Here is a 22841-nt window from a genome sequence, read left to right on the forward strand (position 1 = left end):
ATTAACGCAGCGGTCTATTTATTTCAGATGCAGAAAATCCTAACCTGTCCGGTAACAGGAAATGCAGGATTTAATGGGGTGAGCACTGCGTGTTACAGGCGCTTAGCCTGCGCAACAAGCGTTCCAGATGAGCGGTACGCTGGCGTGCCCGAATTAAAGACTAGTGGGCATTAAAGAAATGAAAGTCGAAGCTATTACGGTTGGTAAACATCATAATATGCGTCGTACGCCTGATATGAGGCATTGTACGGCTATTATTTTCCATTTCTTTTATACCTGTCCTCGGGAGTTGCAAGGTGCAGTATCTTAGCATGATTGTATTTTTTATATACGCTTTCAAATTTCCGATGTGCGGGGGGAATTGATTCCTTTTCGCCTCTTTGAAATAAATAATGATTGTGATGAGTTGGAATAGTCTCAATCAAAAAAGCCTACGAAATATCTGTAATAACGAACAGGCCAGGTTAATTCTGCGGCTTTATTGACGTTGTACCCCGCCACGCAGCGGGTAGTTGTTGCGCCAGCCAATGTGCCTCAGGACGTTGCTCGGCCTGCGCTTGCTGGGCAAAGAAACGCTGCACTTCGGCAAACAGCTTGTCCGGTGAATGGTTCGGTGACTGCAACGCCACCAGCACCCCTTGCAGGTCGGCGCAACGGTGCCATTGGCACTGCGCGACATACCCGAGGCTTCGCTCAACCCGCATCTGGTGAAAAAAGCGCGGCTGATAACGCAGAATCAGCGCTTGCATCGGCACACATTCACGCGCTTCCAGCGGCAGAAACAGCAGCAGGGCGTTCTCCTCTTCATGCGCCGCCAGCGAATAGTGCTGACCGGAAGGAATAAGCCCATGCGCTACGGATTCGGCTTTTATCGGATAGATAAACTCACTCAGCAGCCGCGATAGCGCCTGGTGCAGCCCCGCGTTGCCGCCGGTGAGCTGCGCTTGCCAGTGTTGCTGCGTCGGTTTTGCGATGGCCGCGTGCAGTTCGCGCGGCAATTGCGCCAGCAGGCGACGAATGGCGCTGCCTTGCCTCTCCAGCGCCCGATCCTGCGCCAGCGCAAGGCGGCCTTGCGCTGCGGCGTTGCTATCCAGAGCCTGCAAACGCTGAGTGAGACTTGCCAACATCGCCTGCATTAACAGCGGGTTACCACAAAGATTGAGCTGCCAGATGCCCTGCTCGCGCTGCACGGTCAGTTTTCCGCCCAGCCGGGCGGTGTCGGCACTGAGCATTCGCAGGCGAGAGAGCATTCTCCAGCCCTCTTCATCACTGAACGGCGTTGCCGGAGCCGGGCGCAGTTGCAGCGATGCGGCTTGTTGCCGGGGTTGCCAGGCCAGCGGAACCACGCGCGGCGGCAGTGTTGGCAGCACCGGCGGCGCGGGCGTGAGAAAGGGGGTGAATTCACTCTCGGTGACGTCCGCCGCCCCAGGTTGCGCAAAAGGCGCCAGTATCAGGCGGAAACCTTGGCTTTCGCAGCGCTGCCCGGCAACGTCGGGCGATGCCCACAGGCGGGTGAGATTGTGCGGAGTTAATGCCGCCAATAATATTTCCCAGGCATGCTTGTCGGGCGGCGGCAGACCAAACGCGCGTTCGCGCAGCGCTTCCAGCGGCGGCAGTTGCGCGAACGTTTGCCGTGCGAAAGCGCGCACTGCCGCGCATTGCGCGTGACTGAGTGCGCCCACCGCGTGCAGCCAGCGGGAAAACAGCCCTTCAACCTGCGCGGTGCTGACGGAGTTATCTCTGAGCGTCAGGGTGAGCCGCAGCCAGTGCGTGGTCGCATCCAGCCGATCGACCTGCACGGCGATGGCCGTGACTAAATTGCGCTGGCGAAATGCCGCCATCAGCCCACCGACGCTTTCATCATGCAATAGCGTTTGTAGCTGGCGCAGTGCGCCACAGGCGGCAGTGGGGATCAGAAAACTGAACGTCAGCGTGGTTTCGCGCGCCTGCTGCAACGCCTGATCAAGATTCATTGATGGCTGGAGCGTGAAGGGCAATGTCTGCATCATCGACGGTAGCCCTTGCGCGCTTTGACGTGCCAGCGTGTCGAGGGTTTCCAGCGGTTGCGGCCCTTGTAAAAAGAGATGCCGACGACCGGCGTGATAATGCAGTTGGTGGAAATCGTTCAGCGCCTGGTGGAGCATATCGGTGCGCGCGCCAAAGCTTTCGCGGCTGCCGATGCGAAAGCGCGCAAGGCGACCGTCGTGGCTCATGCTGTGAAGCAGCGCGGCTTCGCGGCGCTTTTCCGCATCACGTTGTAATAGATGATACTCGGCGTCGATCACCTCCACTTCCGCGGCTAGCTCACCGGCGTTAAGCAGCGGCGCGACCAGCATATCCGTCAGGCGTAACAGCCCCGGTTGTAACTGGTCAGCAGGCACTTCAAGAAAATAAGCGGTTTGCGCCAGGCGGGTCGAGGCGTTCAGTCGCCCACCTTGCGCTGGCACCCAGCTCATCAGCCGCTCGGCATCCGGGTAACTGCGGCTGCCGCGAAACAGCATATGTTCCAGCAAATGCGCAAGACCGGGCCAGGCGTCAGGCTCATGCAGGCTTCCGGCATCGACGCGCCACAGCGCCGCCGCCTGGCGTGCGTCCGGTTGATGCACCAGCGTGACATCAACACCGTTATCCAGGCGAAAGCGCGAGGTCTGCACGGTTAGCCTTTCATGATCAGTTGGGCGTTCACCCGGTTACGAAAACGCAACTCGTCGACGCGGGTTCGGCTATGATTCGCCGCCTCGCGCGCCGCAAGGATGGTGCCATGATGCGGTGACTTGCTGCACACCGGGTCGGCATTGTCGGCATCGCCGGTCAGCATAAACGCCTGGCAACGACAGCCGCCGAAGTCCTGCTCTTTTTCCGGGCAGGAACGACACGGTTCCGGCATCCAGTCATTGCCTCGGTAGCGGTTAAAACCGAAGGAGTCGTACCAGATGTGCGACAGCGAATGTTCCAGCACCGAGGGGAATTTTACCGGCAACTGACGCGCACTGTGGCACGGCAGTGCGGTGCCTTCCGGCGTGACGCTCAAGAAGATCGCTCCCCAGCCACCCATGCAGCCTTTCGGGCGCTCTTCGTAGTAATCCGGCGTGACAAACAGCAAATTCGTCAGGTTACCGTTTTCCGCCATCTTTTCCCGGTAGGCTTTCACCACGGCTTCCGCGCGGGCGATCTGCTCGTGGCTTGGCAATAACCCTTCGCGATTAAGCTGCGCCCAGCCGTAAAACTGGCAGGTCGCCAGTTCGACATCATCGGCTTCCAGCTGCAATGAAAGGGCGATGATCTGGTCTATTTGGTCGATATTGTGGCGATGCAAGACAAAGTTCAGCACCATCGGGTAGCCCAACGCTTTTACCGCTTTCGCCATCGCCAGCTTCTGGTGAAAGGCTTTCTCGTTGCCTGCCAGCGCGGCGTTCAGCGCGGGATCGCTTGCCTGAAAACTGATCTGGATATGATCCAACCCGGCATCGGCGAAGGTGTGCAGTTTTTTCTCGCTTAGCCCGATGCCCGACGTGATCAGGTTGGTGTAAAAACCGAGTTCGCGCGCGGCGCTGATTAACTCCGGCAGGTCTTTACGCAACAGCGGTTCGCCGCCGGAAAACCCCAACTGCACGCTGCCCATTTCCCGTGCCTGGCGAAAAACCTCAATCCACTGCGCGGTGGTCAGCTCGTTTTCCCGGGACGAAAAATCAAGCGGGTTGGAGCAGTACGGGCATTGCAAAGGGCAGCGATAGGTTAACTCCGCCAGCAACCACAGCGGCGGATTGACCGTTTTACCGGAGTCAGCCACGGAAAATCACCCACTTTTGTTCATACGCCTGCGCCAGGAATTCCAGCACGTCCGCCGCCAACCCTTCGGCATCGGGGAAGCGGGCTTCCAGCGTGGCGATGATTTCGCCCGCGCTTTTGATGCCGTCCACTTCAGACAAGATCGCGGTCGCGCTGTCGTTCAGTTTTGCCATACCTTCCGGGTAAAGAATGACGTGGCAATCTTGCGCCGCTTCCCATTGCAGGCGGTAACCGCGGCGAAATTGGGGAATCTGGTTCGGTTGGATATCCATTACACCAGCCTCTTTGTGTGCCACACCGCATCATCCGTCACGGTGTGATAAGGGGCGCGATTCAGGCTGTACGCCAGCGTCATCGCGTCGAGCATGCTCCACAGGATGTCGAGCTTGAATTGCAGGATCTCCAGCATTCGCTGCTGTTTTTTGGCGGTATCGCACCAGGCCAGCGCCAAGGAGAGACCGTGTTCGACATCGCGTCGCGCCTGGCCGAGGCGGCTGCGGAAATAGTCATAACCGCTGGGTTCAATCCAGCCATAGTGCTGGGGCCAACTGTCGAGACGCGACTGATGAATTTGCGGGGCGAACAGTTCGGTCAGCGAACTGCACGCGGCTTCCTGCCAGCAGGCACGGCGCGCGAAGTTGACGTAAGCATCCACGGCGAAACGCACGCCAGGCAACACGCGCTCCTCAGAGAGTAAACTTTCACGCGTCAAACCGACCGCTTCGCCAAGGCGCAGCCAGGCTTCGATACCACCTTCGTTTTGCGCATCGCCATCATGATCGAGGATGCGCTGTACCCACTGGCGGCGCACTTCTGGGTGCGGGCAGTTCGCCATAATGGCCGCGTCTTTAATCGGAATGCTGGTCTGGTAGTAAAACCGGTTCGCGACCCAGCCCTGAATCTGCTCCCGTGTCGCTTCGCCGTTGTGCATCGCGATGTGATAAGGGTGATGAATGTGATAGTACTTGCCCTTCGCGCGCAGCGCGGCTTCAAACTCCTCGGGCGTTAACCGTGTCGCCTCAGTCATGGAACCTCTTATAACGCGATGACCATCCCGTCCCAGCTCACTTCAATGCCTTGCTGTTCAAGGCTGTGACGCTCCGGGGAATCTTCGTTAAGGATCGGGTTGGTATTGTTAATGTGAATAAGAATTTTGCGCCCGGCGGGCAGCGAGGCCAGCAACGCCATCAGACCTTGCTCTTCCGCTAACGCCAGGTGCCCCATCTCTTTGCCGGTATGGCTGCCGACCCCGCAAGCGCTCAGCTCGTTATCGCGCCACAGCGTGCCGTCGATTAACAAACAATCGGCGCGTTCCAGCCACGGCATGATTGCCGCGTCCGGCTCGCCAAGACCGGGGGCATACAGCAGGCTTTTGCCGCTGTTATTCTCTTCAACAAACAGCGCCACGTTGTGGCCGGGCAGCGGCCGATGGCGATAGTGCGAGTACGGCGGTGCGTTGCTCAGTAGCGGAATAGCGGTGAAGTGCAACGCAGGGCACACCGCCACCTGGAAGCGTTCCAGCGGTTCGATGGCGTGGTGAATAAGCCCGCCGTTCCAGTGGCTCAGCATGGGAAAGACCGGAAAACCGCTGCTGAGATCGTCGAGGACTTCTTTTGTGCACCAGACTTGGTGCGGGCACCCTTCGCGTAAGCTGAGCAACCCCGCGCTGTGGTCGATTTGGCTGTCGGTGAGGATAATCGAACCGATGCCGGTGCCGCGCAGCAACTCGGGTTTATGCAGTGCCGGCGTGGCCAAAAGCTGGTGGCGGATATCGGGCGAGGCGTTGCACAGCATCCAATTTTTGCCGTCATCGCTTATCGCAATCGAGGATTGTGTACGTGCCGAGGTTTTCATCGTGCCGTTACGCACACCCGCACAGTTGGGGCAGTTGCAGTTCCACTGTGGGAAACCGCCGCCCGCTGCCGAACCCAGAACAGTAATCAGCATGTGTCAGACCGGAAAATGAAGAAAAGAGCCCGCAACAAGGCGGGCAGGTGCGGTTAGCGGTTGGAAATGTACAGCGTCACTTCCAGACCCAGGCGCAGATCAACAAACGTTGGTTTTGTCCACATAGCGTATCTCCTTGAGATGAGAGGGGTAACGCTCGGTCGCTAGTCACCCCAGGTCATTTTTAACACCCGCAACCAGTTTCGCCAGGCCAGCTTTTCGGCAAGCACCCGATCGACGCCAGATTCCATCAGCACGGCCATCAGTCGCGGTAAACCTGTGACATCGCCCAGTTCATCCGGCAGTTCAATGCCGTCAAAATCTGAGCCGAACGCCACGCGATCCTCTCCAAGTTTAGTAACCAGATACTCGATGTGTTGAAAAATTTTCGTTAAGGAAGTGTTACCGTTGCGCTGCCCATCGGCGCGCAGAAACGCCGTGCCGAAGTTGACACCGACCAGCCCGTCACTGGCAGCGATGGCTTGCAACTGGTCGTCGGTGAGGTTTCGCGGCTGCGCGCAGAGCGCATGGGCGTTGGAATGGGTGGCCACCAGCGGCGCCGTGCTGAGTTCTGCGGTGTCCCAGAACGCCTGCGCATTCATATGCGACAGATCAACCATGATGCGCTGCTGATTGCAGGCGCGGATCAGGGCTTTTCCCGCCTCGCTCAGGCCTGGCCCGGTGTCTGGCGATCCGGGAAATGGACCGTTAACGCCTTCGCCAAACGCATTGGGAAGGTTCCAGAACGGGCCAATACTGCGCACGCCGCGCCCGACAAACGTGTCAAATTGGGTGAGCGCCGCATCGAGCGCGTCTGCGCCTTCCATGTGCAGCACCAGCGCCAGCGTACCGCTTTGCAGGCATTGCGCGATGTCGCGCGCGCTACGGCACACTGCCATTTTGCCCTGCGAGGCTTCGGCCATACGGTAAAAAAGATCGATTTGCTGGTGGCAGATGACGAGCGGATCGTGTGCGGCTTCCGCTTCTGCCAGTGAGATGCCGCGCTGTTGGGCGAGATAACGGGCGGGCGGCACAAACACGGCGAACAATCCACCGGCGAAACCGGCACGCTGCATACGGGGGAAATCAAGGTGGCCGCCGGTAAGGCCACTGAAGACGCGCTCAACCGGGTTTTGCTCGATCCACAGGCGCAGCAGTAAGTCGTTATGACCATCAAAAACGGGGAAATGAGGAAGTGCTGTTGCCATTGTCCGTGCCTTTTGTGAGTTCGGGGCAAAAGCAAAACTGGCCTTAACGGCCAGTTTTTTAACGCGATTTAACGCATGGTGACAAACTCTTCGGCGGCCGTCGGGTGGATGGCCACGGTGTTGTCGAAGTCTTTTTTGGTCGCGCCCATTTTCAGCGCTACCGCGAAACCTTGCAGCATCTCATCCATACCGGAACCGATGCCGTGAATACCGACGATTTTCTCGTCCGCGCCGACGCACACCAGTTTCATCCGGCACGGCTGGCGGTGCGAAGTGACGGCGGTGTACATCGCGGTGAACGAGGATTTATACACTTTCACCTGGTCGTCGCCGTACTGCTCGCGCGCCTGCGGTTCGGTTAAACCGACGGTGCCGATAGGCGGGTGGCTAAACACCACGGTCGGGATATTGCTGTAATCCAGATGTTCATCCGGCTTGTTGTTAAACAAGCGTTCGGAAAGACGACGGCCTGCGGCAACGGCAACTGGCGTCAGTTCAACGGCGCCGGTGTTATCGCCCACGGCGTAAATCCCCGGCACGTTAGTGTTCTGGAATTTATCGACGTCGATGTAGCCTTTGTCATTGGTTTTCACACCGGTGACGGCGAGGTTGAAATTGTCGTTTGCCGGTTCGCGACCAATCGCCCAAATCAGGCAATCTACGGTTTGCGCGCGGCCATCTTCCAGCGTTAGCGTCAGGCTGCCATCGGCGTTTTTCACCACCGATTTCGGCACAGCGTGGGTGTGCAGCGTCGGACCTTCGGCCGCCATCACTTCGACCAGCGTTTCCGTGATCAGCGGATCGAAGGCGCGCAACGGCGCATGTTTACGCACGAACAGGTGCGTTTCAGAACCCAGGCCGTTAATCACGCCCGCCAGTTCGACGGCGATATACCCTGCGCCAACCACCGCCACGCGTTTTGGCAGCGCGGGCAATTCGAAGAAACCGTCGGAATCAATGCCGTATTCCACGCCTGGAATATCCGGGTGGCTTGGGCGCCCGCCGGTGGCGATCAGAATATGATCGGCGGTGATCGTCTCACCGTTCACTTCGAGGGTTTTTGCATCGACAAACCGGGCGAAACCGCGAATGACATCGACGTTATTTTTACCCAGCACGTTCTCATAAGAAGTGTGGATACGGTCGATATACGCCGTACGGCTGGCAACCAATTTGCTCCAGTCGAAATGGTTAACCGTGGTGTCAAAACCGTAGTCCGGGCCGTAAAGGTGGATAGCTTCGGCTATTTGCGCCGCGTGCCACATCACTTTTTTCGGTACGCAACCGACGTTCACACAGGTGCCGCCAAGCGCTTTTGCTTCGATCAGTGCGCATTTTTGACCATACATAGCGGCGCGGTTAATAGAGGCGATGCCACCACTGCCGCCGCCGATGGCGATGTAGTCGTAATGTTTGCTCATGGTCGTTTCCTTAATCCTGAACGAAGTCGAAAAGAGTCGCGATTGTAGCGCGCGGCCTGAAAGGTTCCACCAATGGCTGCGATTATTCCGGGACGACCTGGGTAATCAACGTATGCCCGATACCGGCTGGTACCAGTTTGCTGTGCAGCCAGGGCAGCACAGCGTTCATTTGCGCTTCCAGCTTCCATGGCGGGTTGATAACAATCATACCGGAGGCGGTCATACCGCGCTGATCGCTGTCCGGGCGCACGCCCAGCTCAATTTGCAGAATATTGCGAATGCCGGTCGCTTCCAGGTCACGCAGCATGCGTTTGATTTGCTGGCGCAAAACGACCGGATACCACAGCGCGTAAACGCCGGTGGCAAAACGTTTGTAGCCTTCGTGAATCCCGCTGACCACGGCCTGGTAGTCGGTTTTAATTTCATACGGCGGGTCAATCAAGATTAGCCCACGGCGGGAAACCGGCGGCAGTTTGGCTTTTAATTGCTGATAACCGTCGGCGCGCGCAACGCGAGTACGCTCATCTTTCTGGAACTCCTGGCGCAGCAGCGGGAAATCGCTCGGGTGCAGTTCGGTCAGTTGCAGGCTGTCCTGCTCACGCAGCAGTTCGCGGGCAATCAGCGGGGAACCGGGGTAATAACGCAATTGTTCGCCACGGTTAAAGTGACGCACGACGTTCATGTAAGGTTCCAGTTCGGACGGTAAATCGTCTTGCTGCCAGATACGCGCGATGCCTTCCAGGTATTCGCCAGTGCGTTCCGCATGCTCGCCGGAAAGCTGATAGCGCCCCGCGCCCGCATGGGTGTCGAGGTAGAGAAACGGTTTCTCTTTTTCTTTCAACGCTTCGATGATCAGGCTTTGAACGGTGTGTTTGAGAACGTCGGCGTGGTTGCCTGCGTGGAAGCTGTGGCGATAACTGAGCATGGGTACGGAGATTCCAGAAATAAACGAGATGGCGCACAGTCTATCGCAGATTGCGGCAGATTGCCGCCGAACGCTCCGCTTATTGCAGCGATACCCGGTTAAGCGCAACGCCCACCATTGAAATCTCCTACACTTAACCCCATCCTAGACAACATTGCAAAGCGCCGTCGTGCGCTTTAATTCACCCATTTCAAGGACTGCGCATATGACCAATCCCTTATTGACGCCTTTCGAACTCCCGCCGTTTTCTCAGATCCTTCCAGAACATGTTGTCCCCGCGGTAACGAAGGCGCTGGGCGATTGCCGGAGCGCGGTAGAAAGTGTTGTCGGGCAGGGCGGCCCGTATACCTGGGCGAATCTTTGCCAGCCGCTGGCGGAAGTCGATGATCGTCTTGGTCGCCTCTTTTCGCCGGTCAGCCATTTGAACTCCGTTAAAAACAGCCCGGAACTGCGTGAAGCCTACGAGCAAACCCTGCCGCTGCTGTCGGAGTACAGCACCTGGGTTGGGCAGAACGAAGGGCTGTATAACGCGTATCGCGATTTGCGTGAAGGCTCCCATTACGACGAACTGAGCGTGGCGGAGAAAAAATCCGTTGATAACGCGCTGCGCGACTTCAAATTGTCCGGCATTGGCTTGCCGAAAGAGAAACAGCAACGTTATGGCGAAATTGCCGCGCGTCTTTCTGAACTCGGCAACATCTACAGTAATAACGTGCTCGATGCCACCATGGGCTGGACCAAACTGGTGACGGATGAAGCGGAACTGTCCGGCATGCCGGAAAGCGCCTTAGCCGCCGCCAAAGCGCAGGCCGAAGCCAAAGAACAGCAGGGCTGGCTGTTAACGCTGGATATTCCAAGCTATCTGCCGGTCATGACGTATTGCGACAACCAGGCGCTGCGTGAAGAGATGTATCGCGCTTACAGCACGCGCGCGTCCGACCAGGGGCCGAACGCCGGTAAATGGGATAACAGCCCGGTGATGGCCGAAATCCTCGCGTTGCGTCATGAACTGGCGCAACTGCTCGGCTTTGAAAGCTACGCCTTTAAATCGCTGGCCACCAAAATGGCGGAAAACCCGGCGCAGGTGCTGGAGTTCTTAACGGATCTCGCTAAACGTGCGCGCCCGCAGGGTGAAAAAGAGCTGGCGCAACTGCGCGCGTTCGCCAAAGCCGAATTTGGTGTCGATGAGCTGCAACCGTGGGACATCGGTTACTACAGCGAAAAACAGAAACAGCATCTTTACAGCATCAGCGATGAGCAACTGCGCCCGTACTTCCCGGAAAACCGCGCGGTTAACGGTCTGTTCGAAGTGGTGAAACGCATTTACGGCATCACCGCCAAAGAGCGCAAAGATGTTGATGTTTGGCACCCGGATGTGCGCTTCTTCGAGCTGTATGACGAAAACAACGAATTGCGCGGTAGCTTCTATCTCGATCTCTATGCCCGCGAAAACAAACGCGGCGGCGCGTGGATGGACGATTGCGTCGGCCAGATGCGCAGAGCCGACGGTTCGTTGCAAAAACCGGTGGCGTATCTCACCTGTAACTTCAACCGCCCGGTCAGCGGCAAACCGGCGCTGTTCACCCACGATGAAGTGATCACCCTGTTCCACGAATTTGGTCACGGCTTGCACCATATGCTGACGCGGATTGAAACCGCCGGCGTGGCGGGCATTAGCGGAGTGCCGTGGGATGCGGTCGAACTGCCGAGCCAGTTTATGGAAAACTGGTGCTGGGAGCCGCAAGCGCTGGCGTTCATTTCCGGTCATTACGAGACTGGCGAACCGCTGCCGCAAGAACTGCTGGATAAAATGCTGGCGGCGAAAAACTACCAGGCGGCGATGTTTATCCTGCGCCAGCTGGAGTTCGGCCTGTTCGATTTCCGCCTGCACGCAGAGTTCAACCCGGAGCAAGGGGCGAAAATCCTCGAAACGCTGGCAGAAATCAAACGCCAGGTCGCCGTGGTGCCTGGCCCGTCGTGGGGCCGTTTCCCGCATGCTTTCAGCCATATCTTTGCCGGTGGCTACGCGGCGGGTTATTACAGCTACCTGTGGGCCGATGTGCTGGCCGCCGACGCCTATTCCCGCTTCGAAGAAGAGGGGATTTTCAACCGCGAAACCGGGCAGTCGTTCCTCGATAACATCCTGACCCGTGGCGGTTCGGAAGAGCCGATGGATCTCTTCAAACGCTTCCGTGGCCGTGAGCCGCAGATTGACGCGATGCTTGAGCATTACGGTATCGAAGGCTAAATCTTGAAGATTTGTTTGCTCAATGAAACAGGCACCGGAGACGGTGCCTTATCTGTTCTTGCGGCCCGTTTTGGGCTGGAGCAGGATGACGACAACCTGATGGCGCTGGTGCTCACCCCTTCGCACCTTGAACTGCGCAAGCGCGATGAACCGAAACTCGGCGGCATTTTTGTCGACTTTGTGGCGGGCGGAATGGCGCACCGGCGCAAGTTCGGCGGCGGACGCGGTGAAGCGGTTGCCAAAGCGGTTGGCATCAAAGGCAGTTACTTGCCGGAAGTGGTGGATGCCACGGCGGGGCTGGGCCGCGATGCGTTTGTGCTGGCGTCGGTGGGTTGCCGGGTACGAATGCTGGAGCGCAACCCGGTAGTGGCGGCGCTGTTGGAAGATGGCCTTCATCGCGGTTATGCGGATGCGGAAATTGGCCCGTGGCTGCGCGACCGCTTACAGCTGATTCACGCTTCCAGCCTGACGGGGCTTGCGGACATCACGCCGCGCCCGCAGGTGGTCTATCTCGATCCGATGTTCCCGCATAAGCAAAAAAGCGCACTGGTGAAAAAGGAGATGCGGGTTTTTCAGTCGCTGGTTGGCCCGGATCTGGATGCCGATGGTTTGCTGGAACCTGCGCGGCAGTTAGCCATTAAGCGCGTGGTGGTGAAACGCCCGGATTACGCGCCGCCGCTGGCGGGTATTGCCACGCAATCGGCGGTGGTCACCAAAAGCCATCGTTTTGATATCTACCCCGGTTCCGGGGAATAAAAAACCCGGCCGCGTTGCGCGTACCGGGTTGTGATGTTGCGAAGCGGGCGGTTTTTACGCCGCTCGCTCACGAGGCATCAATCCTCTTCTTCGTCCCGCAGCGGGACAATCAGCATATCGACATGAACGGTGTTAATCAGCTGGCGCGCGGACGACATCAGCTTACTCCAGAAATCCTGATGATGACCGCAAACCACCAGGTCCATATCGTATTTTTTAATCGCATCGACCAGCACTTGCCCTAAATCACCGCTGCCGCTCAGGGTTTCGGTAATCGGGTAGCCTGCGTTGGTGGAAAGCTCAGTCAGCGCCTGGTGCGTTTCATCGGAGATGCGTTTTTGCATGTCGCCGAGATTCACATCAATCAGGCCTGTATAAAGATCGGAGTAATTTACATCGACATGTATAAGGGAAATTTTCGCGTTGTAAGGACGCGCCATGGATACTGCTTTCTCAACCAGCAATTTACTTTCGGGGGAAAGGTCGACGGCGATAAGGATGTGTTTGTAAGCCATAGTGTTACTCCTTCCATAAGTTGTCGATGACCATCGGGGTTGAAACCCTGATGCTGTTGCACTGCGCTCGCATCCTGCGTTTCACGTGAGCGTAGCGCCCGGCCTTAAGGATCTCATTGTAGAAGATATTTCTACCTTATAACGCTCTTTTGGCACCGTCAATCCGCCTGGATCACGATTCACTTAAGCAATATTTACAACCAGATGCATAGATGATGCTTTCGTTGCTGGCAAAAAAATAAAGTGATCTCCTACACTATAAATAAACCGTACGGAACACCGCCTGCGCAGCTGCCCCGTCCGGCGATTGGTAACACTCTTCGTTGTCTGACTCGGTTGGGTATCCAGGAGCGTGAGTCCTTGTGGGCTCTCGCCGGGGAGGGGATATGGTGATCAGCACTGTTGCACTGTTCTGGGCTTTATGTGTGGTGTGTGTGGTTAACATGGCGCGTTATTACTCATCGCTTCGCGCATTGTTAGTGGTACTTCGTGGTTGTGACCCCTTACTTTATCAGTACGTGGATGGCGGCGGATTTTTCACCTCTCACGGGCAACCCAGCAAACAAATGCGGCTGGTCTGGTACATCTACGGGCAACGCTATCGCGATCATCATGATGACGAGTTTATCCGCCGTTGTGAGCGAGTGCGCCGTCAGTTCATTTTGACCAGCTCATTATGCGGGCTGGTGGTGGTGAGTTTGATTGCGTTGTTGATTTGGCATTGAGTTGTAGGCCTGATAAGCGAAGCGCCATCAGGCAATTCTTTCGGAGATAAAAAAACGGGTCAGTTTCCTGACCCGTTTTTTATTGTGCGACACACCCCATCAAATCAGATGCAGTGAAATCCAGTACAGCGCGCCAGACAGAATAATCGATGCCGGCAGGGTAAAGACCCAGGCCATCAGAATATTGGTCACGGTTTTGCGTTGCAGACCGCCGCCGTCGACAATCATTGTCCCGGCAACAGAAGACGACAGCACGTGCGTGGTGGAAACCGGCATGCCGGTATAACTCGCCAGACCGATGGACACCGCGGCGGTCATCTGCGCGGACATCCCTTGCGCATACGTCATGCCTTTCTTACCGATTTTTTCACCGATAGTGGTCGCGACGCGACGCCAGCCGATCATCGTCCCCAGGCCCAGCGCCAGCGCAACGGCCATGATGATCCAGATTGGCGCGTACTCAATGGTGCTGAGCATATCGCCTTTCAGTTTCTTCAGCAGGCGCTGATCGTCCGCGCTGACATCCGGCTGCTTCGCCACTTTATCCGTAATATCGGACAGGCAAAGCATGATGCGGCGCAACTGACCACGCTGTTCCAGCGGAACCTGTTCGTAATTCTCAATGCCCGTCAGCATCGCTTTCGCGCGGTCCAGCGCACTGATTGCGCGACCCGGATGGCAATGGAACTCGCCCGGCTGTGTAGTCACTTCTTCCGGTGTTGGCAGCATTGGCGCCGCACCGGTCACTTTTTGCAGCAGCGCCGGATGTTGCTGGAAGTAGGTTTCCACATTGTTGACGGCATCACGCGTACGGGTGATGTCGTAACCGGAAGCGTTCATATTCACCACAAAGCCCGCAGGCGCAACGCCAATCAGCACCAGCATAATCAAGCCGATACCTTTCTGACCGTCGTTCGCACCGTGGGAGAAACTCACGCCAATGGCGGAGATAATCAACGCGATACGCGTCCAGAACGGCGGCTTTTTCTTACCGTCGATCTTCTCGCGTTCAGCAGGCGTCATGTGGATACGCGCGCGCTTTTTGGTGTTGCTCCAGTAACGACGCAGAATAAATATCAAGCCGCCCGCAATCACCAGACCGACGATCGGTGAAAGGATCAGCGAACCGAAGATTTCCAGCACTTTTGGGATATTTAAAGCGTCCACCACGGAATTACCGGACATCAGCGCATTGGTTAAACCAATACCGATAATCGCGCCAATCAGGGTGTGGGAACTGGAAGCCGGCAGACCCAAATACCAGGTGCCAAGGTTCCAGATAATGGCGGCAAGCAACATGGAGAAGACCATTGCCAGGCCATGGGCGGAGCTAACGTTAAGCAGCAGATCGGTTGGCAACATATGCACAATGGCATACGCAACGCTTAACCCGCCCAGCAAAACGCCGAAGAAGTTAAACACTGCTGCCATCACAACCGCCAGCTGAGAACGCATAGCGCGTGTATAAATCACAGTTGCAACGGCATTCGCAGTGTCGTGGAAGCCGTTAATGGCCTCGTAAAACAGAACAAAAACCAAAGCAAGCAAGAGTAATAGCCCGGTATGCAGATCCAGGCCGGCAAACAAATGTACCATAGGTCGTTAAGCCATTTATTGGGGACACGAACGCCGCGCATTATCAGGGACATTGGCAGCGTGGGCAAAGTGAAATATGTATTTTTTTTGACATTATTTCTTACAATCCACTTAAGTTTTAAAATTATCTTATATTTTTCAATGTTATGTTGCTTTTCGCACATCTGCGCTCTGGTGCGACCAGCATGAACTCTTTACAATCCGCGACGATTTTCAATTGAGGGTGCAGGTGTGGAAAGGTTTGATGCCATTGTAGTCGGTGCCGGTGCGGCGGGGATGTTCTGTGCGGCAATGGCAGGGCAGGCGGGCAGCCGCGTGTTGCTGCTGGATAACGGTAAAAAACCGGGCCGTAAAATCCTGATGTCCGGCGGCGGGCGCTGCAACTTCACCAATCTGTATGTCGAACCTGCGGCCTACCTCAGCCAAAACCCGCATTTTTGTAAATCCGCGCTGGCGCGTTATACCCAGTGGGATTTTATCGATCTGGTCAATAAACACGGCATTGCCTGGCACGAAAAGACGCTGGGGCAGCTTTTTTGCGATGACTCCGCGCAGCAGATTGTCGATATGTTGGTGGCGGAGTGCGAAAAAGGCAACGTGACGCAGCGCCTGCGCAGTGAAGTCCTCAATATTGAACGTTCTGAAGAGGGTTACACGTTGCAGTTGAACGGCGACAGCGTGCAGGCGGCGAAACTGGTGATTGCCTCCGGCGGTCTGTCGATGCCGGGGCTGGGCGCATCGCCTTTCGGTTATAAAGTTGCCGAGCAGTTTGGCCTGAAAGTGCTGCCGACCCGCGCCGGGCTAGTGCCGTTTACGCTGCATAAGCCGCTGCTAGAGCAGGTGCAAACGCTGTCAGGCGTTTCTGTGCCGTCGGTCATTACCGCTGAAAACGGCACGGTTTTTCGCGAAAATCTGCTCTTTACCCACCGTGGCCTGTCGGGACCAGCGGTTCTGCAAATTTCCAGTTACTGGCAGCCGGGCGAATTCGTCAGCATCAATTTGCTGCCGGAGTGTGACCTGGAAAGTTTCCTCAACCAGCAGCGCGACGCGCATCCGAACCAAAGCCTGAAAAACACGCTTGGCATGCAACTGCCGAAAAGGTTGGTTGAGTGCCTGCAACAGCTTGGGCAGATCCCGGACGTCACGCTTAAGCAGCTTAATAGCCGCGAGCAGGAAACGCTGGTCGATACGCTGACCAAATGGCGTGTTCAGCCGAATGGCACCGAAGGCTACCGTACCGCGGAAGTGACCCTCGGCGGCGTGGATACCCATGAACTGTCGTCACGCACCATGGAAGCGCGCAATGTGCCGGGGCTCTATTTCATTGGTGAAGTGATGGATGTGACCGGTTGGCTGGGCGGGTATAACTTCCAGTGGGCGTGGTCGAGCGCCTGGGCGTGTGCGCAGGCATTAGCGGAATAAAACGCGTAGCAGAATCTTTTCAGTAAGCGCGGCGAACCGTAAATTCAGCGCTAAAAATCTGCCTTAGTTACCGCGTTTCTTCTTTTTTCTGCCGCGCGTTTTTCCTCTCCATAATTTCTCTATATTTTGCCTTCATACTCCGGAGGCAATTCCTCTATTCACCCGTCATTTATACTTAATAACTCTATTAATTTCCGTAGGTTACGCTTAATTATCACGATAACTAATGCCGTTAATCGTCGGATTGCCTGCCAGTGATTTGTCGCATCATAAGGGGTATGCACAGCACAAGCAGGAATAATAAAAATGACCCTAACGACCGCACCGGACTTCTCGTCGGCGCAATTTCTTGGCATGGCCCCTTTTTTGCGCATGAGCATCGCAGGTGTCGATTTTTCGTCGATAACCCAGGAGCTGATCGCGCAAGCACAAAATAACCCTGATGCTCCCGTTCTGTGGATGAATCTCGCCACCGCGATGATGAGCCTGAAACACGAAGCGTTGGGGTTACAAATCCAGGAACAAGCGCTGGCAATGCAGCGCGTCTACCACTGGCCCGCGCGTCAGACGCCAAAGCTACGGCTACTGATGTTGATGGTGCCTGGCAACCTTTCGGCGAATATTCCCCTCGACTGCTTGTTAGAAAACAGCGATATCGACCTGCTTTATTACTATGTCGATGCAAATAGCGACAACCCGTTGACTGCGCCGATCCCAGAACATGATGTGGTGATGGTGGCGATTGGCGCCAGTGATGAGCAGGAAAACGTGCTTTTGCGCCTCGCGTTTGCCCTGTGCGGCTGGCCAAAACCGGTGCTAAACCCACCCAAAAGCGTGTCCACTTCCGAGCGCCATAACGCCAGCCTGCTACTGCAAAATGTGCCTGGTTTGCTGATTTGCCCGGCATTGCATACTTCCCGCCAGCAGTTACAGGCGGTGGCTGGCGGGCAGAAAATATTGGCTGAGATTGTAGAGGAGCACGACTTTCCCATTATCGTGCGCCCGGTCGGTAGCCACGGTGGTCACGGCCTGCAAAAAATCGACTCGGCTGCCGAGGTGGCGCTTTATCTGGCGCAAACCGAAGGCGAGGCTTTTTTTGTCTCGCGTTTCGTTGATTACAGCGGCAGCGACGGCCTGTTTCGCAAAATGCGCGTGGTGCTGATCGACGGCAAACCCTATGCCTGCCATATGGGCGTCTCTGCGCACTGGATGATTCATTACGTCAACGCCGGGATGTATGAAGATGCCGATAAGCGCGCGCAGGAAGCCCGCTTTTTCAATGAGTTCGCCGACTTCGCCGAGCGCCATCGAGCAGCGCTGGACGCCATTAGCCAGCGCACCGGTTTGCACTATATCGGTATCGACTGCGCAGAAACGCAGGATGGCAAGTTGCTGATTTTTGAGATTGACCCGGCGATGGTGGTCCATGCGATGGACGATGACGTCATGTTCCCGAATAAGCAGGTTCACATGCTGAAAGTGAAAAATGCGATGCGGGAAATGTTATTCCAGCGCGCCGGTAAAGCGCTTGACGATAAAGAATGAGAGTAAGAAGAAATGTCATTAAATCCAAATAACGCCCTTAATTTTTCCGGTGGGCCGGGCGCACTTCCGGACGTTGTTTTAAACCAGGTGCAGCAGGCGATTATTAATGTCCCGGAAGTGGGATTGTCGATCCTCGGTATTAGCCACCGTTCGGCATGGTTTGAGAATGTGGTTCGGGAAACCGAAAACAATATCCGCACGCTGTTGGGTTTGCCCAATGATTTCCACATCCTGTTTTTACAGGGTGGCGCAACGCAGCAGTTTTCAATGGTGCCGATGACCCTGCTGCGCGGGAAAAAGCACCCCGCCGAATATTTTGATACCGGCTACTGGAGCCGCAAAGTCATCACCGAAGCGATGCGCGAGGGCCCAGTGCGCGTTATCTGGAGCGGTGAAAAGGACGGCTACCGTCGCTTACCAACGGATGAAGAGTTAGATTTCTCCCCCGATGCGCCTTACATTCACTATGTGTCGAATGAAACGGTCGAAGGCCTGCAATTCGATCGTATTCTGGGTCGCGATGATGTTCCGCGCGTCTGCGATATGTCTTCAGACTTTCTCTCCAAACCGTGTGACGCCGGGAAGTTCTCGCTGATTTATGCTCATGCGCAGAAAAACATCGGCCCGGCCGGAGTGACGATTGTGCTGGTGCGCGACAGCGTGGTGCAAAGCTCGCCGGATAACCTGCCATCATTCCTGAATTACCGCCGACAGGTAGAGTCGCATTCAAACCTGAATACGCCGCCGGTATTCGCCATTTATGTGGTGTACCTGGTGACCCGCTGGCTGCTGAATGACATTGGCGGGCTGGAAAACATGGCGCGTATCAACCAGCAAAAAGCGGCGTTGCTCTACAGCATGATCGACGGTAGCGACGGTTTTTATCGCAACTGGGGCGATGCCGCATTCCGCTCAGATATGAACGCCGCCTTCACGCTGCCGACGGCTAAGCTGGAAGAGAAGTTCCTTCACGAAGCGGCGATCGCCGGTTTTGCTGGCCTCAGCGGTCACCGCGCCATCGGCGGCGTCCGGGCATCCATCTACAACGCTTTGACACCCGGAGCCGTAGAGAAACTGTGCGACTTTATGGAAGATTTCCGCTTTAAGCAGCACGCGAAAGTGTAATGCATTCAACTTTGCTGCCATGCGTTGATGAGAAGATCAGCGCATGGCGTTATCAGTAGCGACGAAATGACGCCAGTTTTTGCACCTGGCGACCCCGGTGATCAAAGTTATCTTCGTGCAACCAGCCATTCATCATTGATGCGACGCCAGCCCATTCCCGCAGGGTGATTGAGAAGACTGTAATATCGCTCAGGTGCCCTTTGCGGATCTTTTTATCGCGCAGGACGCCTTCCTTCACAAAGCCAATTCGTTCCGCGGATTGAATAGCGTCCGTGTTATAACTGCTTGTTCTCCATTCACATCTTCGATATTTCAGCTGATCAAAGAAATACGCCAGCACAATATAAAGACTCTCGGTGCTCATGCGCGTTCTTTTCATTAATGGCGTCCAGTTCACGTCGCCAATATCAAAAGAGCCGTTTTCGGGATCGAATTTGCCGACGTAGAAAAGCCCTTTTATTTTCCCGTCAGCTTTATCCTTCACCGAAAAATAAATCCGTTCAGGATGTGCCGCCAGGTTTCGTAAATAGGCGTAGCACGCGGTCATATTTGCGGGTCGGTGATCGCCAAGGTAGGTCCAGTCGCGTTCATCATCGATACTTTGCCATTCCGGAAAGAGATCTTCGGCATGATCGACAACCAGCGGGACGACATCACAATAACGCCCTTTAAGGTAAATTTTTTCCGGCAACGGCCTTTTGGTCCACTCGGGAAACTCTTGCCCGATACGCTGACCATACTGATTAAAAAACTCCATTATCCCCTCCTGATGTTTACTAATTTAATCCGGCTTAAGTTCTATTAAATGGTAATTAAATATCTGTAGGGTGAATGCCGTAGGCATATAATGGTTAGTTTTATTTAAGTCATGAATAATAAATGATGCCGGGCAAAAAACTTATACCGTTTTTCTTCTCGGGTGTCGCAGGATTAACGTGAAAATGCGAGAACACTCGCGAAACGATTAATACGTCAATTGACTCGGCTCAACGGGAATAACACAATCGCAACTCACCATAAGTCAAATTACACAGCGTGTGAAATTTGACTTAAGTTTTCGCCTTTTGCTGTCGCGGGCATTTAACCTACTAAAATATGACGTTTTTTTCGGTCAAATTACGGCGGATTAGGATAATTCCTGGCATTTCTTTCGCCGAATAATCAGACAATAAAGGTCTTTTCATTAACAAAATTCGTGCGGTAGCTTTTTGCTTTATCCGCAACGTTAAACTTAGGGACGTGCCCGGAGTGGCCCGTTTATGTCAGGATCCGATTTATGAGCAATCGTATTACTGTTCAGTTACCCGCCGAAGGACTGCTTTTTTGGAAAATCTCTGGTCGAGAAGCGTTGTCCGAGGCATTTGCGTTTAACCTGCAATTGCTCGGGACTGACGCACGAATGGACCGCAGCAAATTGCTCGGCAAACCGGTCACGGTCACCCTTCCGACGCAAACCCTGTCAGGCAGCCGTTATCTCAATGGCAAAATCACCCGTGTTGCGGTGAGCGCCGTCGAACTCACAGGTACGCGCTACGCCGTTTACCAACTCACCGTCGAGCCCGATCTGTGGCCGATGAAACGTGACCGCAACCTGCGTATTTTCCAGGGGCAGACGGTGCCGCAAATCGTCAAAACTTTGCTCGGTGAATACCAGGTGAACCTGGAAGATAAGCTGACTGGCAGTTACCGCACCTGGGATTACTGCGTGCAGTACCAGGAGAGCAGCTTTGATTTCATCAGCCGCTTGATGGAACTGGAAGGGATCACCTATCACTTTCGCCACGATGCGGACAAACACACACTGGTGCTGACCGATGCGGTGACCCAGCATCAACCCTTTAGCGGTTATGAACTTATCCCTTATCACCAGACGCCATCGGGCGGCAGCACCGACGAAGAAGGCATCAGCCAATGGGCGCTGGAGGACAGCGTGACACCGGGGCTGTACAGCCTGGATGATTACGATTTCCGCAAACCCAATGCCTGGCTTTTCCAGGCGCGGCAAAACCCGAATTCCCCGTCGCCGGGCACCATTGATGTTTACGACTGGCCGGGGCGCTTTGTTGAACACGGTCACGGTGAGTTTTACGCCCGCATCCGCCAGGAGCGCTGGCAGGTTGAACATCAACAAATCGAAGGCACGGCGACGGCGGTCGGCATTGTGCCTGGCTGCACATTTCAACTCACCAATGCCGCTTTCTTTAACGACAACGGTGAATATCTGGTCACCGCCGCGCACTACAATTTCGAAGAAAACCGTTATGCCAGCGGCGCGGACAGCGAAACCGTTCACCGCATCGATTTCAGCGTGATTCCTTCTTCGGTGGTTTATCGACCCGCACAACAAACCCCCTGGCCACGCACATATGGCCCGCAAACCGCGCGCGTCGTCGGTCCGCAGGGTGAAAGCATCTGGACGGATCGCTACGGCCGGGTAAAAGTGAAATTCCATTGGGACAGACTGGCGAAGGGCGATGACACCAGCTCTTGCTGGGTCCGCGTTTCAAGTGCGTGGGCCGGCCAGGGCTTCGGCGGGGTGCAGGTTCCGCGCGTTGGCGATGAGGTGGTCATCGACTTTATCAATGGCGATCCGGACCGGCCAATTATCACCGGGCGCGTGTATAACGAAGCCAGCATGCCGCCGTGGGCGCTGCCTGCTGCCGCCACGCAAATGGGTTTTCTCAGCCGTTCGAAAGACGGTTCAGTGGATAACGCCAACGCCCTACGCTTTGAAGATAAAGCGGGCGAAGAGCAGGTGTGGGTTCAGGCCGAACGCAATCTTGATACCAACGTTAAAAATGACGAAACACGCAGCGTAGGCGGTTCGCAGACCGTTAACGTGACCCGCGATCATACGGGTACTGTGGCGGGCAAACACTTCCAGGCTACGCAACTGTCTCACGAGCAGGTGGTCGGCGGCGGGTTTACCCAGAAGGTGCAGGGCGCCATTGTGCAGGCGTCCGACAGCGGCATTATGCTGGTGGCGGGTAAATCGGCGCTTACGCTGGGTGCCAACGGGACTGTCACGCTCCAGTGCGTGAACTTCTCCATTGACGCGTCGGGGCATGGAGAAATCAATACGGGCGGTCTGCTGGATTTAAATATCACAAAACCAAAAGAAGCTGGGGAAGTTGAACCAACCATTGCGCAAATCCAGGACGCGGTAAAAAAAGTATTCAATCAAGGGACGGATAAATAATGACGACGGCGCAGTTTGTACTTTCTGAAGGCGTCCTTAACCTGCCGGACGCGTACCAAGATCGCAGCATCAATGTGCTGAAATTCAAAAACGTTGCTGCGACGCTGGTCGTCACGCGCGCGTGGGATATCAAACCCGACGAAGATGAAAACTTCATCAACCAGCAGTTGGCGAAGGTCAAACGCAGCATGAAAAAGGTGGTGATGGGCGATGTTGACGACAGCGACATTGCTGGTCTGCCCGCTCGCGAAGTGTCGCTGCGCTTCGAAAACCAGCATGTCATGGTGTATGAAAAACTCGCCGTTACGCGCGTTGAGAATCATCTGCTGGTGCTGACCTTCAGCCGTACAGAACCGTTTAATGCCGACGCTGATGCGTTCTGGGTGTCGATTAAATCGGGATTGCAGTTGAGGGCGTAAG

At 55.6% G+C, this 22841-nt stretch carries 21 protein-coding genes; 8 read left to right on the top strand and 13 right to left on the bottom strand.

Annotation, left to right across the window (positions count from 1 at the left end; genetic code table 11):
- Nucleotides 1–160: 160 nt before the first annotated feature.
- The 10 genes from speFL to AAEY27_RS01270 form a co-directional block, all read right to left on the bottom strand.
- Nucleotides 161–265: a leader peptide SpeFL gene (gene speFL / locus AAEY27_RS01225; RefSeq protein WP_342323154.1), complete on the bottom strand. Its 105-nt coding sequence runs from the start codon at nucleotides 263–265 to the stop codon at nucleotides 161–163.
- A 199-nt stretch (nucleotides 266–464) separates the two neighbouring features.
- Entirely contained in the window at nucleotides 465–2654 is a 2190-nt protein-coding gene (pqqF, locus tag AAEY27_RS01230) for a pyrroloquinoline quinone biosynthesis protein PqqF (RefSeq protein ID WP_342323155.1), read from the bottom strand.
- A 2-nt stretch (nucleotides 2655–2656) separates the two neighbouring features.
- Entirely contained in the window at nucleotides 2657–3790 is a 1134-nt protein-coding gene (gene pqqE / locus AAEY27_RS01235) for a pyrroloquinoline quinone biosynthesis protein PqqE (RefSeq protein WP_342323156.1), read from the bottom strand.
- Entirely contained in the window at nucleotides 3783–4061 is a 279-nt protein-coding gene (pqqD, locus tag AAEY27_RS01240; RefSeq protein WP_425294651.1) for a pyrroloquinoline quinone biosynthesis peptide chaperone PqqD, read from the bottom strand. Before pqqD ends, pqqE begins: the two co-directional genes overlap by 8 nt.
- Nucleotides 4061–4816 carry a pyrroloquinoline-quinone synthase PqqC gene (gene pqqC / locus AAEY27_RS01245; protein WP_342323157.1) on the bottom strand — a complete coding sequence of 252 codons (756 nt, stop codon included), beginning with the start codon at nucleotides 4814–4816 and terminating at the stop codon, nucleotides 4061–4063. Before pqqC ends, pqqD begins: the two co-directional genes overlap by 1 nt.
- Nucleotides 4817–4824: 8 nt before the next feature.
- Nucleotides 4825–5736: a pyrroloquinoline quinone biosynthesis protein PqqB gene (gene pqqB / locus AAEY27_RS01250; protein WP_342323158.1), complete on the bottom strand. Its 912-nt coding sequence runs from the start codon at nucleotides 5734–5736 to the stop codon at nucleotides 4825–4827.
- A 53-nt stretch (nucleotides 5737–5789) separates the two neighbouring features.
- A complete protein-coding gene (pqqA, locus tag AAEY27_RS01255; protein ID WP_071789594.1) occupies nucleotides 5790–5861 on the bottom strand; it encodes a pyrroloquinoline quinone precursor peptide PqqA in 72 nt (23 codons plus the stop codon).
- Between the two features lie 39 nt (nucleotides 5862–5900).
- Nucleotides 5901–6944 carry a dipeptidase gene (locus AAEY27_RS01260; RefSeq protein ID WP_342323159.1) on the bottom strand — a complete coding sequence of 348 codons (1044 nt, stop codon included), beginning with the start codon at nucleotides 6942–6944 and terminating at the stop codon, nucleotides 5901–5903.
- A gap of 68 nt (nucleotides 6945–7012) precedes the next feature.
- Entirely contained in the window at nucleotides 7013–8365 is a 1353-nt protein-coding gene (gene gorA, locus AAEY27_RS01265; protein WP_342323160.1) for a glutathione-disulfide reductase, read from the bottom strand.
- An 82-nt stretch (nucleotides 8366–8447) separates the two neighbouring features.
- Complete coding sequence (locus tag AAEY27_RS01270) at nucleotides 8448–9290, bottom strand: 23S rRNA (adenine(2030)-N(6))-methyltransferase RlmJ (RefSeq protein ID WP_342323161.1); 843 nt, start codon at nucleotides 9288–9290, stop codon at nucleotides 8448–8450.
- A gap of 205 nt (nucleotides 9291–9495) precedes the next feature.
- Between AAEY27_RS01270 and prlC the strand changes: the two genes are divergently transcribed.
- Nucleotides 9496–11538, top strand: a complete 2043-nt coding sequence (gene prlC, locus AAEY27_RS01275; protein WP_342323162.1) for an oligopeptidase A — start codon at nucleotides 9496–9498, stop codon at nucleotides 11536–11538.
- Nucleotides 11539–11541: 3 nt separating this feature from the next.
- A complete protein-coding gene (gene rsmJ, locus AAEY27_RS01280) occupies nucleotides 11542–12294 on the top strand; it encodes a 16S rRNA (guanine(1516)-N(2))-methyltransferase RsmJ (protein WP_342323163.1) in 753 nt (250 codons plus the stop codon).
- Nucleotides 12295–12371: 77 nt separating this feature from the next.
- Here the strand turns inward: rsmJ and uspA are convergent, their stop codons facing one another.
- Entirely contained in the window at nucleotides 12372–12809 is a 438-nt protein-coding gene (uspA, locus tag AAEY27_RS01285; RefSeq protein WP_007369617.1) for a universal stress protein UspA, read from the bottom strand.
- Nucleotides 12810–13198: 389 nt separating this feature from the next.
- On the opposite strand from uspA, the gene uspB reads away from it, so the two are divergent.
- On the top strand, nucleotides 13199–13534 hold the full coding sequence (gene uspB / locus AAEY27_RS01290) for a universal stress protein UspB (protein WP_342325426.1): 336 nt from the start codon (nucleotides 13199–13201) through the stop codon (nucleotides 13532–13534).
- A 99-nt stretch (nucleotides 13535–13633) separates the two neighbouring features.
- Here uspB and pitA read toward each other — a convergent pair whose 3' ends face one another.
- Nucleotides 13634–15130: an inorganic phosphate transporter PitA gene (gene pitA / locus AAEY27_RS01295; protein ID WP_342323164.1), complete on the bottom strand. Its 1497-nt coding sequence runs from the start codon at nucleotides 15128–15130 to the stop codon at nucleotides 13634–13636.
- Nucleotides 15131–15361: 231 nt separating this feature from the next.
- Here pitA and AAEY27_RS01300 point away from each other — a divergent pair, with 231 nt between their 5' ends.
- From AAEY27_RS01300 to AAEY27_RS01310, 3 genes are all read left to right on the top strand, one after another.
- On the top strand, nucleotides 15362–16552 hold the full coding sequence (locus AAEY27_RS01300; protein WP_342323165.1) for an NAD(P)/FAD-dependent oxidoreductase: 1191 nt from the start codon (nucleotides 15362–15364) through the stop codon (nucleotides 16550–16552).
- Nucleotides 16553–16858: 306 nt separating this feature from the next.
- Entirely contained in the window at nucleotides 16859–18097 is a 1239-nt protein-coding gene (locus AAEY27_RS01305) for an ATP-grasp domain-containing protein (RefSeq protein WP_342323166.1), read from the top strand.
- A gap of 12 nt (nucleotides 18098–18109) precedes the next feature.
- The gene (locus AAEY27_RS01310; protein WP_342323167.1) at nucleotides 18110–19222 is read left to right on the top strand and encodes a phosphoserine transaminase; all 1113 of its coding nucleotides are present in this window, start codon (nucleotides 18110–18112) and stop codon (nucleotides 19220–19222) included.
- 52 nt (nucleotides 19223–19274) lie between these two features.
- Here AAEY27_RS01310 and AAEY27_RS01315 read toward each other — a convergent pair whose 3' ends face one another.
- Nucleotides 19275–19979 (bottom strand): GNAT family N-acetyltransferase, encoded by a 705-nt coding sequence (locus tag AAEY27_RS01315; protein ID WP_342323168.1) that lies wholly within the window; start codon nucleotides 19977–19979, stop codon nucleotides 19275–19277.
- A 519-nt stretch (nucleotides 19980–20498) separates the two neighbouring features.
- Here AAEY27_RS01315 and AAEY27_RS01320 point away from each other — a divergent pair.
- Nucleotides 20499–22421: a type VI secretion system Vgr family protein gene (locus AAEY27_RS01320; RefSeq protein ID WP_342323169.1), complete on the top strand. Its 1923-nt coding sequence runs from the start codon at nucleotides 20499–20501 to the stop codon at nucleotides 22419–22421.
- Nucleotides 22421–22840, top strand: coding sequence for a DcrB-related protein (locus tag AAEY27_RS01325; protein ID WP_342323170.1), 420 nt, complete (start codon nucleotides 22421–22423; stop codon nucleotides 22838–22840). Before AAEY27_RS01320 ends, AAEY27_RS01325 begins: the two co-directional genes overlap by 1 nt.
- The last annotated feature ends 1 nt before the right edge of the window (nucleotide 22841 follow it).

Origin of the sequence: Kosakonia sp. BYX6 (assembly GCF_038449125.1) — a bacterium.
Lineage (GTDB): Bacteria > Pseudomonadota > Gammaproteobacteria > Enterobacterales > Enterobacteriaceae > Kosakonia > Kosakonia calanthes.